The sequence below is a fragment of the Rhizobium sp. A37_96 genome, assembly GCF_053521765.1.
Genome location: NZ_JBNWDS010000001.1, coordinates 643,386 through 659,510, shown reverse-complemented (window position 1 = coordinate 659,510; position 16,125 = coordinate 643,386). Strand labels below are relative to the sequence as shown.

Annotated in this window: 15 protein-coding genes; 6 read left to right on the top strand and 9 right to left on the bottom strand. The window is 60.3% G+C overall.

Annotated elements, in window-relative coordinates:
- Positions 1-67 precede the first annotated feature (67 nt).
- Positions 68-1,714, top strand: a complete 1,647-nt coding sequence (gene bglA, locus ACQZ6J_RS03185; RefSeq protein ID WP_449081894.1) for a beta-galactosidase BglA — start codon at positions 68-70, stop codon at positions 1,712-1,714.
- On the opposite strand, the gene ade is transcribed toward bglA, so the two are convergent.
- From ade to ACQZ6J_RS03145, 8 genes are all read right to left on the bottom strand, one after another.
- Positions 1,715-3,412: an adenine deaminase gene (ade, locus tag ACQZ6J_RS03180; protein WP_204326639.1), complete on the bottom strand. Its 1,698-nt coding sequence runs from the start codon at positions 3,410-3,412 to the stop codon at positions 1,715-1,717.
- Positions 3,413-3,576: 164 nt separating this feature from the next.
- Positions 3,577-3,981, bottom strand: a complete 405-nt coding sequence (locus tag ACQZ6J_RS03175; protein WP_449081891.1) for an endonuclease domain-containing protein — start codon at positions 3,979-3,981, stop codon at positions 3,577-3,579.
- A gap of 120 nt (positions 3,982-4,101) precedes the next feature.
- The gene (gene aptA, locus ACQZ6J_RS03170; RefSeq protein WP_449081889.1) at positions 4,102-5,430 is read right to left on the bottom strand and encodes an omega-aminotransferase AptA; all 1,329 of its coding nucleotides are present in this window, start codon (positions 5,428-5,430) and stop codon (positions 4,102-4,104) included.
- Between the two features lie 364 nt (positions 5,431-5,794).
- A complete protein-coding gene (locus ACQZ6J_RS03165; RefSeq protein WP_004116664.1) occupies positions 5,795-6,112 on the bottom strand; it encodes an ArsR/SmtB family transcription factor in 318 nt (105 codons plus the stop codon).
- 367 nt (positions 6,113-6,479) lie between these two features.
- A complete protein-coding gene (locus tag ACQZ6J_RS03160) occupies positions 6,480-6,971 on the bottom strand; it encodes a HugZ family pyridoxamine 5'-phosphate oxidase (protein ID WP_163987959.1) in 492 nt (163 codons plus the stop codon).
- A gap of 36 nt (positions 6,972-7,007) precedes the next feature.
- On the bottom strand, positions 7,008-8,057 hold the full coding sequence (choV, locus tag ACQZ6J_RS03155) for a choline ABC transporter ATP-binding protein (RefSeq protein ID WP_449081886.1): 1,050 nt from the start codon (positions 8,055-8,057) through the stop codon (positions 7,008-7,010).
- Positions 8,054-8,899 carry a choline ABC transporter permease subunit gene (gene choW, locus ACQZ6J_RS03150; protein WP_348643482.1) on the bottom strand — a complete coding sequence of 282 codons (846 nt, stop codon included), beginning with the start codon at positions 8,897-8,899 and terminating at the stop codon, positions 8,054-8,056. Before choW ends, choV begins: the two co-directional genes overlap by 4 nt.
- A gap of 181 nt (positions 8,900-9,080) precedes the next feature.
- Positions 9,081-10,037 carry a choline ABC transporter substrate-binding protein gene (locus ACQZ6J_RS03145; protein ID WP_163987956.1) on the bottom strand — a complete coding sequence of 319 codons (957 nt, stop codon included), beginning with the start codon at positions 10,035-10,037 and terminating at the stop codon, positions 9,081-9,083.
- Positions 10,038-10,272: 235 nt separating this feature from the next.
- Here ACQZ6J_RS03145 and ACQZ6J_RS03140 point away from each other — a divergent pair, with 235 nt between their 5' ends.
- From ACQZ6J_RS03140 to ACQZ6J_RS03125, 4 genes are all read left to right on the top strand, one after another.
- Positions 10,273-10,854: a thymidine kinase gene (locus tag ACQZ6J_RS03140; RefSeq protein ID WP_449081883.1), complete on the top strand. Its 582-nt coding sequence runs from the start codon at positions 10,273-10,275 to the stop codon at positions 10,852-10,854.
- A gap of 90 nt (positions 10,855-10,944) precedes the next feature.
- Positions 10,945-11,331 (top strand): c-type cytochrome, encoded by a 387-nt coding sequence (locus ACQZ6J_RS03135; RefSeq protein WP_449081881.1) that lies wholly within the window; start codon positions 10,945-10,947, stop codon positions 11,329-11,331.
- A 72-nt stretch (positions 11,332-11,403) separates the two neighbouring features.
- Positions 11,404-12,426, top strand: coding sequence for a hypothetical protein (locus tag ACQZ6J_RS03130; protein ID WP_449081879.1), 1,023 nt, complete (start codon positions 11,404-11,406; stop codon positions 12,424-12,426).
- 198 nt (positions 12,427-12,624) lie between these two features.
- Positions 12,625-13,761: a DUF2333 family protein gene (locus ACQZ6J_RS03125; RefSeq protein ID WP_163987952.1), complete on the top strand. Its 1,137-nt coding sequence runs from the start codon at positions 12,625-12,627 to the stop codon at positions 13,759-13,761.
- Between the two features lie 94 nt (positions 13,762-13,855).
- Here the strand turns inward: ACQZ6J_RS03125 and ACQZ6J_RS03120 are convergent, their stop codons facing one another.
- Positions 13,856-14,587 carry a helix-turn-helix transcriptional regulator gene (locus ACQZ6J_RS03120; protein WP_163987951.1) on the bottom strand — a complete coding sequence of 244 codons (732 nt, stop codon included), beginning with the start codon at positions 14,585-14,587 and terminating at the stop codon, positions 13,856-13,858.
- A gap of 636 nt (positions 14,588-15,223) precedes the next feature.
- On the opposite strand from ACQZ6J_RS03120, the gene ACQZ6J_RS03115 reads away from it, so the two are divergent.
- The gene (locus ACQZ6J_RS03115) at positions 15,224-16,117 is read left to right on the top strand and encodes a hypothetical protein (protein ID WP_449081877.1); all 894 of its coding nucleotides are present in this window, start codon (positions 15,224-15,226) and stop codon (positions 16,115-16,117) included.
- Positions 16,118-16,125 lie beyond the last annotated feature (8 nt).

Here is a 16,125-nt window from a genome sequence, read left to right as displayed (position 1 = left end):
TTGGCGGCTTGCCGCCCGCGCGCGAGTGTGCAAACTGGGCAGCCTTGTGCGATATCGAGGCGGGTTGATGAAATCGACGAATAAGGCGGCGGGAGCCGATTGGTGGCGCGGGGCGGTGATCTATCAGGTCTACCCGCGGTCGTTTCAGGATACGGATGCCAACGGGCTCGGCGACATCAAGGGTATTACCCGACGTCTGCCTCACATTGCGGCACTCGGGGTCGATGCGATCTGGCTGGCGCCGTTCTTCACCTCGCCGATGGCCGATATGGGCTACGACGTCGCCGATTATTGCGATGTCGATCCGATTTTCGGCACGCTGGCCGATTTCGACGAGATGATGGCGGCGGCGCACGAGCTGGGGCTCAAGGTCATCATAGACCAGGTGATCTCGCACACCTCGGACCGGCACCCATGGTTCGTGGAAAGCCGGACAAGCCGCGACAATCCCAAGGCGGACTGGTATGTCTGGGCCGATCCGAAGCCGGATGGCACGGCACCGAACAACTGGCTGTCGATCTTCGGCGGCCCCGGCTGGGAATGGGACGGCGTGCGCCGGCAATATTACCAGCACAACTTCCTGACCTCGCAGCCGGACCTGAACTTCCACAATCCGAAGGTTCAGGACGCGGTGCTGGCGGCGGTAAAATTCTGGCTCGACCGCGGCGTGGACGGCTTCCGCCTGGATACGGTCAACTACTATTTCTGCGACAAGGAATTGCGCGACAATCCGCCGGCACTCGTTGCAACGGGCGGTCTCGATGCGCCCGAGAGCAACCCCTACGGGATGCAGAACCATCTCTATGACAAGACGCAACCGGAGAATATCGGCTTCCTGAAGCGGTTCCGGGCGTTGCTCGACCAGTATGAGGATCGCACGACCGTCGGTGAGGTGGGCGACGGCGCGCGCTCGCTGCAGACGGTCGCGGCCTATACCAGCGGCGGCGACAAACTGCATATGTGCTACACCTTCGATCTGCTAGGCCCTGATTTCACGCCGGCGCATTTCCGCCGCTGTGTCGGCGATTTCCAGGATAACGTCGTCGACGGCTGGGTCTGCTGGGCTTTCTCCAACCATGACGTCCAGCGCCATGTCAGCCGTTTTGCCGAGACGGAGGAAGAGCAGCCCCGCGTCGCGAAGCTGGCGATTTCGCTGCTGTCCACCCTGCGCGGCTCGATCTGCCTGTATCAGGGCGAAGAGCTCGGCCTGCCCGAGGCGGAGCTTGCCTTCGAGGATCTGCGCGATCCCTACGGCATTCGTTTCTGGCCGGCGTTCAAGGGACGTGACGGATGCCGCACGCCGATGCCCTGGGAGGCGAGCCGCGCCCATGCGGGTTTCACGACCGCGGACAAGTCATGGCTGCCGGTTCCCTACCAGCATGCGGCGCTCGCCGTCGACAAGCAGGAGGCGGACGGAGATTCGGTGCTGCACCACTATCGGCAGACACTGGCCTTCCGCGGGGAGCATGCGGCCTTGCGCGATGGCGACATGACCTTCTTAGATACCAAGGAGGATGTTCTCGCCTTCACGCGCTCCAAGGGCGGCGAAACATTGCTGTTCGTCTTCAATCTCTCCCGCAAGCCGGTAAAGGTTGCCCTGCCGAAGGGGATCAAGCTGGCCAAGACGATCGCCATGCCGGGTTTTGGAACGGCAGACGCCGGCGCGGCGGTGGTGCTTGCCGCGCTCGACGTCTATTGCGGCAAGCTCGCCTGATCAGCCGATCAGCATGAACTTGTCGACATCGACAAGGCCTCTGTCCGATATCTTCAGATGCGGAATGACGGGCAGGGGCAGGAAGGCGAGCTGCAGGAAAGGCTCTTCCAGCGTCGCGCCGAGCGCATAGGCCGCCTGGCGCAGATCGTGCAGCGTGTCGCGCACGCTTTCGTATGGTTCCAGGCTCATCAGGCCGGCGACGGGCAGGGCGATTTCGCCTGTCACGACGCCATCCTCGACGACGACGAAGCCGCCGTTGATATCGCTGAGGCGGTTGGCGGCGAGCGCCATGTCATCCTCGTTGACGCCGACGACGCAGATATTGTGGCTGTCATGGCCGACGGTCGAGGCGATCGCGCCCTTCTTCAGCCCGAACCCCTGGACGAAGCCGTTGGCGTGGTTGCCGTTCTTGCCGTGCCGCTCGATGACGGCGACCTTGATGACATCGTTGCCGAGGTCGATATCGGTCTGATTGCCCTTGGCGGGCAGCCGATAACGGCGGTGCTCGGTGATGATCTTGCCGGGCATCACGCCGATGACGGAGCTTTCGCCTTCGTTGAGCGGCACACCGAAATCGGCGGCATTGATCGGGCGGGCCTTAACGCTATCGAGGCCGACCGGGGCGATGGGCTTGCGGGTGGCGAAGAGCTCGGCCGTGACGCGGCGGCCTGCCGAGAAGACGATCTCGGCCTTGCAGTTCTCAAGGCTGTCGACGACGACGAGATCCGCACGCCAGCCGGGTGCCACCAGGCCTCGATCCCGCAGGCCGAAGGCGCGGGCGGCCGAAATGGAGGCCGCGCGATAGATTGCCAGCGGCTCGATGCCATGGGCGATTGCCGTGCGGATCATATAATCGAGATGGCCCTGTTCGGCGATGTCGAGCGGGTTGCGGTCGTCGGTACAGAGCGCGAGATAGGGCGACAGGCGCTCGGTGATGATCGGCATCAGCGCATGCAGGTCCTTGGAGACGGAGCCTTCACGCACCAGCACATGCATGCCCTTGCGGATCTTTTCCAGCGCTTCTTCGGCCGTCGTCGATTCATGTTCCGTGCGGATGCCGGCGGCGAGATATCCGTTGAGATCGTTGCCGCGCAGCAGAGGGGCGTGGCCGTCGATATGGCCGCCCTGGAAGGCTTCGAGCTTGGCCATGCAGACGGGATCCTTGTGGACCACGCCGGGGAAATTCATGAATTCGGCAAGGCCGATCACCTGCGGATGGTTGCGGAAGGGCAGGAGCGTTTCGATCGGCAGATCGGCGCCCGAGGTTTCCAGATGCGTGGCCGGCACGCAGGAGGAAAGCTGGACGCGAATATCCATGATCGTTTCCAGCGAGCAATCCAGGAAATAGCGGATGCCTTCGGTGCCGAGCACGTTGGCGATCTCATGCGGATCGCAGATGACCGTCGTGACGCCATAGGGCAGGACGCAGCGGTCGAATTCCAGCGGCGTCACCAGCGAGGATTCGATGTGGAGGTGGGTGTCGATGAAACCCGGCACGACGATGCGGCCGGAAATATCGATCTCCTGACGCCCTTGATAGTCGCCGCAGGTGCCGACGATGCGGTCGCCGCAAATGGCGATATCGGAAGCGACCAGCTCTCCCGTCACCAGATCGAAGAACCGGCCGTTTTTCAGCACGATGTCCGCAGGCTCCCGGCCGACGCCCTGGTCGATATAGCGTTCGAGTTTGGTGGTCATGGCTTTTCCTACACCTGCTTTGATTCCGTATTGCCCCTCAACCTAGCCCTCTCCCCGTCTTACGGGGAGAGGGGATCTGTCCGAATGTGTTGATAGGGCGGCGTTTTCGGCGAGAACGAGAGGCTCCCTCTCCCTGCTTGCGGGGAGAGGGCTGGGGTGAGGGGCTATTTCGGAGGTGCCGGCGGAAGAAACTTGAAGTCACGAGCCACCACAGCTTCGGTCAACCTGCCTTCACAGATGGTCACGATGGTTTCGAGAACAGATGGCATGGCTGAGAGCACGTCAACATTCCAAAAGCGCGCGACGGACCAGCCTTCACCGATCATGAAAGCATCGCGAATGGCGTCACGTCTGTTCTCGGCATGTTGGCTGCCATCGACTTCGATGACGAGGGTGCGTTCGCGACAGACGAAATCAGCGAAATAAGGACCGATTGGAAACTGACGGACGAATTTAAAGCCATTCAGTCGACGATTGCGAAGTTCCGACCAGAGTTTTGCCTCGGCATCGTTGTCCATCTGCCGGAGGTCGCGTGCGCGTTGTGTGATCTTAGGTTCCGGACCGCGCATCTGATCATCCCCGTGAACAGCCCCTCACCCTAACCCTCTCCCCGCGAGCGGGGAGAGGGGATGCCTTCGAATTCGCTGATACCACTTCGCCTCATTGAGACGAGATGGTGCGATTTCGCCTCAGATATTATTCTGCAAGATCTCGCGAAGCTTGCCGAACAGCTCGTCGATGTGATGCTTCTCGATGATGAGCGGCGGCGAGAGGGCGATGATGTCGCCGGTGGTGCGGATCAGCAGGCCCTTTTCGTATGCCTTCAGGAAGGCTGTGAAGGCGCGCTTGGTGGGTTCGCCGGCGATGGGGTCGAGCTCGATCGCGCCGATCAGGCCGGTGTTCCTGATGTCGATGACGTTCGGGCAGTCTTTCAGCGAATGCAAGGCATCGGCCCAGTAGTCGAAAAGTTCGGCTGCACGCGTGAGCAGGCCTTCTTCCTTGTAGGTGTCGAGCGTCGCAAGGGCCGCGGCGGAGGCGATCGGGTTGCCGGAATAGGTATAGCCGTGGAAGAACTCGATCATGTGCTCGGGTCCCTGCATGAAGGCGTCATGGATCTCCGAGGTGACGAAGACCGCGCCCATCGGGATGACGCCGTTGGTCAGGCCCTTGGCGGTGGTGATCATGTCCGGCTTCACGTCGTAATACTGAGCCGCGAACGGGGTGCCGAGGCGACCGAAGCCGGTGATGACCTCGTCGAAAATCAGCAGGATGCCGTGCTTGGTGCAGATTTCGCGTAGCTTCTGCAGGTAGCCCTTCGGCGGGATGAGCACGCCGGTGGAGCCGGCAACCGGCTCGACGATGACGGCTGCGATGGTCGAGGCGTCATGCAGCGTGACGATGCGCTCCAGTTCGCTGGCGATATCGCCGCCATGCTCGGGCTCGCCGCGCGTGAAGGCGTTCTTGCCGGGAACATGCGTGTGCGGCATGTGATCGACACCGGTCAGCAGCGTGCCGAACATCTTGCGGTTGGTGACGATACCACCGACGGAGATGCCGCCGAAATTGACGCCGTGATAGCCGCGTTCGCGGCCGATGAGGCGGAAGCGCGAACCGTTGCCCTTCACGCGGTGATAGGCGAGCGCGATCTTCAGGGCCGTCTCGACCGATTCCGAACCGGAGTTGGTATAGAGGACATGATCCAGGCCATCCGGGGCGATGTCCACCAGGCGGTTCGCCAATTCGAACGCCTTCGGGTGGCCGAGCTGGAAGGCGGGCGCATAGTCAAGCTCGCCGGCCTGCTGGGCAATGGCTTCGGTGATCTTGGGCCGGCAGTGTCCGGCGTTTACGCACCACAGTCCCGCAGTCCCGTCCAGTACCTGCCGACCGTCGTGGGTGGTGTAGTACATATCCTTGGCGCCGACGAAGAGGCGCGGCTCCTTCTTGAACTGGCGGTTGGCCGTAAACGGCATCCAGAAGGCGCGCAAATCGTTGGGGGTGGCATTCAAACGGTCCGACATGCTGTTCTCCAATGGCCATTCGGGGGCCATTTCCCGATCGCGGCGCTATGCGGCGCGATTATATTTTACTGCCTGGTCAAATTATCAGCAGGCCCTTTTGCGTCAAGGCAAAGATGGGCTGAAAGGGTGGAGCGCGGCTGCGGATCGGGGCGGAATCGACGAGCGTCGTCGGGTGCGCGGTTCAAGGCGGGGGCGCCTGCACGGATGCCGATCCTCGCCCGGGCAGACATGAAAAAACTGGCAAATCCAACGGACTTGCCAGTTAAAAATGATAAACACCTGGTAATGAAGTAAGTCGATCTTCAGGGTTTTAAGTGTCCCCCCACGGATCGTTCGTCAGCAGACCCAGAGCGATTGAAGGCTCTTAAGCAGCCGATCTACTTTTTTCCGGCTCACAATAAATGTCTTCCAGCGTTTCGAGAACCCGAATGACGGATTCCGATGTGCTGGAGTAGTAAATCGTTTGAGCATCGCGACGCGTCTTGACCAGTTTCTGAGCGCGCAGCTTCGAAAGATGCTGCGAAAGCGCCGACTGACTCAAGCCGACCTGATTGGCAAGAACGCCAACCGGAACCTCACCCTTAACAAGACTGCAAAGGATCAAAAGACGCTTCGGGTTTGCCATTGCTGATAGTAATGCTGCCGCAACATTAGAGTGTTCGGCCAAATTTCTTGTCTTCATCTGTTAAACTTCCCAATGCGGAGCGTACATCAGAAACTGTGCTATTTCTAAACCGGTACCAACCGATTTCTAACAATACCAAGACGCGTCGAAGATTGTATATACCTAAATTTAAGGTATCGAGTATGCTATTTTAGGTATGTATGTATGATGACCTCGCAATAATAGGAACGATGTCCTGCGTCCCGTTCAGGGGCTCAATTAGCCCAAAATAGGTCGATATTATCGTTTCCGGGTCACAAATATGCCAAATTCGGTCACAACCTGATTGCAACCTACCAATAATGGTCGTTGCCGCATTCAGCTGCCCGGCTACTAAATCTCGCACTATCGCGCGCTCCCCGCGCCGCCGAATTTTATTTTCGGCTTAAAGCATCATCAGGTCCCCGGCGGACAGAATGTAGGCCTTTCCGAAGCCGCCGTTCAGGCTGGCATCGAGCGGAACGAGGCGGAAAAAGCAGAAATCCGGAAAGTCGATATAGAGCTTGGACTTCGGGTGGCGTTCGAGGAAAAGCCCGCGAATGCGTTCGTGCGCTTCATCCTGCCGATCGATCCGCTCCGCGCTGCAACGCACGGTCAGGCGGGGATGGGCGAGGGGATCGCCCTTGCCGGGTTCGCCGAAAAGCACCGAAGCGCGCGGATCCTTCGTCAGGGCCTTGGTGTGCGAGGAGAGGCCGGAGACAAGAATGACGGGAGCGCCATCGGCATCGATGGCAATCAGCACGCGGCTGACGGAGGGAAAACCGGTTTCGGGGTCGATGACGGCAAGGGCCGCATGCGCGGCCTCATGCATGAGGCCGCGCGCCTGCTGGCGCGCATCCTCGTCCGTTTCCCTGATTACCGATGGTTTATCGTTCATTAACTGCTCCATGAATTGAGGAGCAGCCAGGAACGGCTACTCCCTTCGCCGATGGCTGGTCAGGCCGGCCACCACGTCTTGCGCCGAGATCGTTCCGATAATGGTGCCGTTGTCAACCACGCCGATGTTGCCCGGCTGGCGGGTGAGGGCGTCGAGGATATCGACAAGCGGCGTTGTCGCCGTTGCCGTGGCGGTGACGGAGCCGGCATTGGACGAGTGCCCGACGCCGTGCTGCATGACATCCCGCGCCGTCAGCATGCTGATCGGATTCATGTGCTGCACAAAATCGGCCACGTATTGATCGGCCGGGTTCTTGACGATCTCCTGCGGCGTTCCGCACTGGATGATGTGCCCGCTCTCCATGATGGCGATGCGGTTGCCGATGCGGAATGCCTCGTCCAGATCGTGGCTGACGAACAGGATCGTCCGCTTCAGCCGGCGCTGGAATTCGAGGAGTTCGTCCTGCAGGCGGGTGCGGATCAACGGATCGAGCGCGGAGAACGGCTCGTCCATGAGCAGGATCGGCGCACCGGTCGCGAAGGCGCGTGCCAGGCCGACACGCTGCTGCATGCCGCCCGACAGCTCGTTGACCTTGCGGTTGGCCCATTGCGTGAGATTGACGAGCTGGAGCTGTTCGTCGACGCGCTTCTTGCGCTCGGCCTCCGGAACGCCGGCAAGCTCGAGCCCGAAGCCGACATTGTCGGCGACGGTTCGCCAGGGCAGCAATGCGAACTGCTGGAACACCATGGAAACCGTGTGCATGCGCAGGTCGCGCAGGGCCTTCGGGCTGCAGGAATAGGGATTGACGGGGCCGCTCTTGCTGTTGACGACCACGTCGCCGCGCACGACCGGCGCGAGACCGTTGACGGCGCGCAGCAGCGTCGATTTGCCCGATCCGGAGAGCCCCATCAGCACGAGGATTTCGCCTTCCTCGATTTCCAGCGAGGCATTGGCGACGCCGAGCACCATCCCCGTTTCCTTGCCGATCTGATCGCGAGACTTTCCCGCATCGACGAGTTTCAGCGCGTTGTCGGGGCGATCGCCGAAGATGATGCTGACATTTTTGAAGCCGACAGCGACGGTCATGAGCGGTCTCCTTCGCCGGGGGCACGGAACATACGGTCGAGAATGATCGCCAGGATGACGATGCAGGCACCGGAATCGAAGCTCTTGGCGACATTGACGCTGTTCAGCGCGCGCAGAACCGGTACGCCGAGGCCGGGAGCGCCGACGAGAGCGGCGATGGACACCATGGATAGCGACAGCATGATCGTTTGCGTCAGGCCGGCCATGATCTGTGGCATGGCGAAGGGCAGTTCGACCTTGCGCAGCACCTGGCGTGGCGTCGCGCCGAAGGATTCAGCAGCCTCGACGAGGGAAGGTGGTGTGGAAATGATGCCAAGGCGCGTCATGCGGATGGGCGCGGGTATGGCGAAGACCACGGTGGCGACCAGGCCCGGCACCATGCCGAGACCGAGCAGGATCATGGCCGGCACCAGATAGACGAAGGTCGGGATGGTCTGCATCAGGTCGAGGATCGGCCGCATGAAGGCGAAGAGCCATGGGCGTCGGGCCGCAGCGATGCCGAGGGGCACGCCGACAAGCATGCTGACGAAGGTGGAGGCCAGCACCAGCGCCAGGGTCTCGGTCGTTTCCTTCCAGTAGCCCTGGTTGATGGTGATGAGCAGGCCGATGAAGGTGAGGGCCGTCACGCCGACGCTCCGGCGCATCCAGTAGGCAACGGCGGTGAACACGACGACGACGATCAGCGGATGCGGTGCCTGCAGAAGGAACAGCAGCGCGTTGATCACATGCGCGACCACGAAGGAGAGCCCGTCGAAAAACCATGTGACGTTGGTCGTCAGCCAGTCGACGATGGCTTTGGCCCATGGCCCGATGGGGATGCGGTAATCGGTTAACCAGTTCACGTCTTTGCCCACGATTGGGGGCGGCTGTTCCGATGGTCTTGTATGGTTCCGGAGGTGCCGCCGAAGAATAACGGTCTGTCACGTCCCGCAAGCCGTTGTCCGGGCGGTGACGGGACGCGAAAGGAAGCAGTCCATCCAAGGAAGAGAAAGGGGCGGTTTAGCCGCCCCTCCATCCGCCATGTTACAAGCCGAGCTTGGCCTTGACCGCTGCCAGGCCGTCGCCGCCATCCTTGGTGGTGACGCCTGCGAGCCACGGCGTAACCGCTGCCGGATTGGCCTTCAGCCATTCCGTTGCAGCCACTTCCGGATCCTTGCCGTCGTTCAGGATCTTGCCCATGATTTCGTTTTCCATCGGCAGGGTGAAGACGAGATTCTTGATGAAGGCGCCGACGTTCGGGCATTCCTGGAGGTAGCCGGCCCGGACGTTGGTATAGACGGTCGCGCCGCCGTAGTTCGGTCCGAAGATGTCGTCACCGCCGGACAGATAGGTCATCTTGTAGGTGCTGTTCATCGGGTGCGGCGCCCAGCCGAGGAATATGATCGGCTTGCCTTCCTTGTCGGCACGGGAAACCTGCGCGAGCATGCCCTGCTCGGAGGATTCGACCACTTCGAAGCCCTTCAGGTTGAAGGTGTTCTTGTCGACCATGTCGATGATCAGGCGGTTGCCGTCATTGCCCGGCTCGATGCCGTAGATCTTGCCGTCGAGATCGTCCTTGTGGGCGGCAATATCCTTGAAGTCCTTGATGCCGAGTTCCGCACCCTTTTCGTTGGTCGCCAGCGTGTACTTGGCGCCTTCGAGGTTGGGGCGGACGGTTTCGACCGACTTGTCCTCGGCGAACGGCTTGATGTTCTCGGCCATGGACGGCATCCAGTTGCCGAGGAAGACGTCGATGTCCTTGTTCTTGAGGGATTGATAGGTCACCGGAACGGCGAGCACCTTGACGTCGGTGTCGTAGCCGAGGGCCTTCAGAAGAATGGACGCGGTTGCCGTCGTGGAGGTGATGTCGGTCCAGCCCACATCGGCGAAATGTACGGTGCTACAGCTCGCCGCTTCGGCGGCCGATGCGGCGGTAGCGCCCAAGGTCAGTGTGGAGAGAGCTGAAGCGAAAGCGAATGCAGTAAGGGTCTTTTTTATCATTGCGTGACTCCCAATCTAACGTTCCCAAGCAACCATCAATAACTGACATTTTCAAGCGACCACAGTGTATTTGCGGCGGTTTGAGGGGGCTGATTGCGACGCCGGTCTTTTTCCATCCGAACGGCGCCAGGTGTTTGGCTCCCAAACGTGGCGCTCATCTGAATCCTGTGGTTTTCGCCGGGGATATCTTTTCTTCTCCTTCCACAGCACCCATGAAGCATTCAAGGAGAATGTCATGGCCAAGCTTTACTTCCATTATTCGACGATGAACGCCGGTAAGTCGACGATGCTGCTGCAGGCTGCCTACAATTATCAGGAGCGCGGCATGCGCACCGCAGCTTTCATCGCGGCTCTCGACGATCGCGCCGGGCGCGGTGTGATCTCCTCCCGCATCGGATTGTCGATGGATGCCATTCCCTTCGAGATCAGCGACGATCTCTACGCCATGGTCGATGACATGCATGCGAGCGAGCCGCTGGCATGCATTTTTGTCGATGAAGCGCAGTTCCTCACGCGCGAGCAGGTGTGGCAGCTTGCCCATATCGTCGACCGCCTCGGTCTGCCTGTTATGACTTACGGGTTGCGCACGGATTTCCATGGACGCCTTTTTCCGGGATCGCAGGAGCTGTTGACCATTGCCGACGAATTGCGCGAAGTGCGCACGATCTGCCATTGCGGACGCAAGGCGACGATGGTCGTGCGGCTGGATGCGGCCGGCGCAGTCGTGCGCGAGGGAGCGCAGATCGAGATCGGCGGCAGCGACAAGTACGTCTCGCTATGCCGCCATCATTGGGAAGAGGCGATCAGCTGCGAGTGAACCGGCGCAATTCCGCCATTTGAAACGCCATCGCGGCCGGTTGGGTCATGTGGCCGCCGGAAACGGGGCGAGTTCCGGTCGGGAGGAACGATGAAACTGCTTTCTCTGATACCGCTCGTCATCGCGCTTGCGTCGGCGTCTTCAGCGCTCGCGGATGGGGATGCGATTGCCGGAGCCGCTGTTTTCAAGAGATGCGGCGCTTGCCACACGGCGACGGCGCCCGAGAACCGCGTTGGTCCCTCGTTGATGGGAGTGGTGGGGCGGCCTGTCGCAAGCGTGCCGGACTATTCCTATTCGCCGGCGATGCGGGCTTTCGGGGCCGACGGCAAGGTTTGGGATGAAGCGCTGCTGCGGAAATATCTGCCGGCGCCGCAGTTTCTGGTCAAAGGCACCAGGATGACGTTTCCCGGTCTGAAGAGCGACAAGGACCTCGACAATGTGATCGCCTATCTGAAGAACCCGGCGGCTGCCCAATAGTCGTTTTCGAGCATTTCCTTCACCGGCGGAAGCGGCTAGTCTCGCCCCAGAGGTAGGGGAGAGAATGCTTTCATGGTCAAGCCTCATTCCTTCGATGGCATGCTCGACAAGGCGCGTACGACGCTGGATGATGCCATCAACGGCGCGAGTTCGGCCGTGGCGACGCTGGCTGTTCATGACAAGAGCGAAGCGCGTATCACAACTATCAATTTCCCTGTCGAGGAAACGCTGGTTCGCGAGGCGGTCGAATTGCTGGATCGCTGGAAATCGCTGGCGCTGACGCTGGTCAAGGAACAGGACCGTGCGACCGGGGAGGCGGATCTGCAGCATCGACGGTTGTTCGACGAGAAAGTCGGTCTGGAAAATGCCGGCCTTCTGGGCCGGCGGCTGGCGCGCAGTCCGATGAAGCCCGAGGCGATCATCGCTGAACTCGAGGCGGTTCTGGACGCCTCGGCCGAACTCGATCTCCTTTTCAAGCAGGCCCGCCCCGTGTTCTCCCGGTGCTTTCGCGATTGCGAGCTCCATCTCGAAGGCGTGATCGAGCGCCGGCGCAAACTCGATTTCGAGATCGAGCAGGTGCAGCGTCGGGCCGATGCCCAGACGGAAAAGCTGATGTACCAGCGGCGCAACCGTCCATCCTCGCGCCATGCCGACCTGCAGTCCGAGGTGGAGGCGGATTACCGCGAGCTGCTGGCCGAGCAGGACACCATCCGGCGGCAGGAAAAGGAGCTGCAGTCGGCGCGAATGGTGCGGCAGCGCCTCATCGATATCTATGAGCGGTTGGCGGCCGCCCTGAACGGTCAGATTGCCGCCGTCAGCGCCATGGCCGCCAAGCTGGCCGTCGATATCGAGCAGCGGATCGCCTTGCTCAAGGCATTGGAGACGGAAGCCGATCCCGCTTCGGCGACGGTCGTGCGAACGGCGGCGGTCGAGAGCCTGATCCGGGCTTTCGAGACGAATGTGCTGGCCGGGCAAGACCTGGCGGCGCGAAAGGCGCATGTCGATGCGGTGTTCACAAGACGGCTGGAGCCGCATCTGCTGCCCGTTCCCGCCGGCCTGGACAAGGCTGCCGACGAAGCACAACCAGAGGGTTGATTGTTCTCCGGTGCCGAAAATTCGACGCAGATGGTTGTTGTTTTTCCCAAGAAAACATATTTGCTGGAACGCGAGCGGCGATAAGGCCTTATGCCGCGAGAACTCTCCGGAGTGTTCGCAAGGGCCGTTGCGCAGGTTCGGTGTGGTGCGTCCGTCGCGTGTCGGCAGGATGCACGGTGCGGTTTAGGAGACGTGTCCATGCTTGACTCGATCACGGCATTCTTCAAGCGGATCTTGGCCGCCATCGGACGATGGCTGGGATTGGTTTTCGTCGGGCTCAGCTGGCCGTTTCTCGCGGCGCGCGGCTGGTATCGCCAGGGCAACTGGCTGCTCAAGCTGCCGGTCGTTGCGCTCGTTACGCTGCTGGCGCTGCTTTACATCTACTTCGTCTGGCAGACGCAGATCTGGACCGGGTTCAATCCGTCATATCCGGATGTCTACAAGTTTTCCGAACGCAAGTTTTCCGCCGGACAGGAATTGCCGGCGGCGGATGGGCAGCAGGCGGCCGCGACGCCGAATAGCTGCCAGACCTCGGGAATCGTCGACGTTGCTGCCGATCTGACGGACTTCAATGTCAACCAAAATGCCTGGATTTCCTCGATGCTGCTCTACAAGCTCGGTCTCTTCGGCATCTCATGGGACGATACGCCTTTTCTCGACAACAAGGCTTCCTTCCAGCGCGGGGTAAACCTGGTGGTTCGCCGTACCTCGGCGGAATTGGTCGACACGATCGGTCGCGTGCGGGGAACGTCCGGCATCAACGGCGACCTGCAGAAGGCGCGAGGCAACCTGCAGTTCGACGAATCCAGCTGGTATTTCGGGATGCATCCCTTTGGGCCGAAGACCCCGACGCCGAGCTACTATCGCGCTGCAATCACCAATCTGCGCAACTTCAACACCGACCTCGGCAACTGCAAGGCCATTTTCGACGGGCGTGCGGATAATCTGCTGCAGTTCATCGACCATGTGTCCAGCGACCTCGGCAACACAGCCAACATATTGGCGGACCGGTCCCAGAAATACAGCTACGGATGGTTCGACATGCGCGCGGACGATCGTTTCTGGTTTGCCTATGGTCAGCTTTACGCCAATTACGGCATCCTGACTGCGGCTGGCGCGGACTTCCAGCAGGTCATCGCCGAACGCAATGTCGGCAGGCTCTGGAACGACACTCTCGGAATGTTGCAGGCGGCGCTGCGCATTCAGCCGATGATCATCTCCAATGGGCCGGAAGACAGCTCCTTCATGCCAAGCCATCTCGCGACGATGGGGTTCCATCTCCTGCGCGTGCGTTCGAATCTCGTCGAAATCCGCACGGTTCTGGGTGGCCGTTGAACAATGGCGCCTGACGTTTGTTGAGTTCCTGTGGAGTATGTGTGCTTGTTTGCTCGAAGGCCCGGCGGCATACCGGGTCTGACGCCTGAAAAGATCAGCTGATAAGCTTGAGGCGGATGGCTTTTGCGACAAGCTGCGTGCGGTTGACGCAATCGAGCTTCTTGATCGCATTCATCATGTAGGCGTTGACCGTATGGTCGGAGAGAGACAGGATCTGGCCGATTTCGACCGAGGTCTTGCCCTGGGCCGTCCAGCGGACGACTTCAAGTTCGCGTGCGGAAAGCGAATGCGGTGCTGCGCCGTCGTTGCGCTTGAGGCAATTATAGGAATCGAGCGCCTGCAGCATGATCAGGGTAAGCTCGTTGATCTCGCTCTGACCGAGGCTATTGCGGTTGCCCATGAACCAGAAGAGCAGGCGCTGGCCATCCGGGGCATTGGCCGGGATGATGACGCTCATCGGGCAATTGTAGTTGATCAGCAGCGTATGAAGCTCGTGCGGAAGATCGGTGTCCTGCTCGACATCCTTCTCCAGCAAATGCCAGCTGCGCGGCATCACCGAGTCGCGCGTGCACAGCAGCATCGGACAACGGCGCGCAAGTTGATGACGATCGAATTCACGCACGAACTGCGCCGGCACCGTGCCTTCGATAAGCAGCGGCGTCATCAGCGTATCATCCGGAACCGGGGCGTTCATGAAAGCCATATGGCTGAAGCCGAATGCTGCTCCGGTCCGCTCCAGCGCCAGTACAAATGCTGTTTGCGTCCGAGCGGCAGCCAACTCGGCAGACAGCAACAATTGTCTCTCGGCAGTAATGATATAGGACATATGAGTTGAAGCGCCCACAGCGTGTTATCGTTATCAAATACCCGATTTATGAGTGAATGCTAGACGCAAAAATACCACAGGACCAGAAATAAATTCATTTTCATATATTTTAATATTTCTACGTGCGGATCTCATAAATCTTCGCCCAAAATGGGCATTAGACGTGAAAAATGTCTCTTCAACGCCCCTGTCGCGATAAAAACACCCGGTTGGCACCATTGGTCTTATGAAAAGCGCGCTGTGGTGAGACATGTGTGCGATGTCGATACGAGCCTCGATGGGAGGGCCTGCCGCGGTGTCGCCATAGCTGCTGAATGAGAAGGGGGCTTGATGTAAGCCCGTCTCGCGCCTAACCTGCGGAGTTAAGCTGTTTATGTGGTATGATGAGCAGCAAGTTACCTGTCGAGCATGATATATGATCGCGGGTTTACCCGGAGGCGCTCTCTTGTGGCGGCCTTCGGCGTCAGCGATCGCCAGTTTCGGCAAATGATGCCCCATCGCAAAGGCATGCCTTGCGAAGGTCCAAAGCGGTTGATATCGGTCTTGCCAAAGCAATCGCTTCCAGGCGTGTACCTCATGAATTTTCGCTTTCTCCCGCAGCTTGCGATGCGGTGGTGTCAAACGGTGCTGCGGTTCGTGACAGCCGTTTCACTTCTGCTTGCCGCGCCTGCCTTTGCCGATGCGGCCGGTGTGGCCGGCGGTACGCCGATGCGTTTCCTGCTCGTCCACGGCGAGATGGGCGAATGCCGCGCCGACAATACGTGCCCGGACTGGATCTCCGCTGAAGGGCAGATCATGGCCGACACGCCGAGAAAGCTGCAGAAATTTCTGAAGCGGCTGGGCAATCGGCAATTGCCGATCGTCGTCAGCTCGCCGGGCGGCGATGTCAAGGCGGCGATGGAGATGGCGCGCACCATTCGCAAGCAGAAGCTTTCCATCGCGGTTGGGCGGACGCGCTCGCGGGTATGCCCCTATGCGGAGCCGATCTGCCCGCCCGCCGTGGCCAAGGATGGCTCGATCAAGGGACAGGCCTTTTCCTGGGGCGCCATCTGCTTCTCGGCCTGCCCTTTGTTTTTTGCCGGCGGCGTCCAGCGCGTTTCCAGCCCGTTCGCATTGCTGGGCGTTCACCAGATCACCACGACCTATAGCGAGGTGCGTGTCCAATACCGCACCGAATACGAGATGGTGAACGGCAAGCGCAAGGTCCTGTCGAAGAAGGAAATCGGGCGCAAGTTCGTCGGCAAGTACGATACGACCAGGCTCGATAAGGCGCAGAGAGCACGGCTGGTCGGTTTCCTCGACAAGATGGGAGTAGACGAAGGTCTGGTCGCCGCGATGCTCGGAACCGAGCCGAGCGGAATCCACCTGATCTCTCAGGTGGAGGCGCTGAACCTGAAGCTGACGACGGAACTCTCCGATGCCGATGCGCTGGTTTCAGCCGCCAGCTGCAAGGACAAGCAATCGATCTCCGATTGCGAAGCGCCACCACCACCGCCGATCAACGCTGCATCGGCGGTGGCCGGCAAATAGGCGCGCCG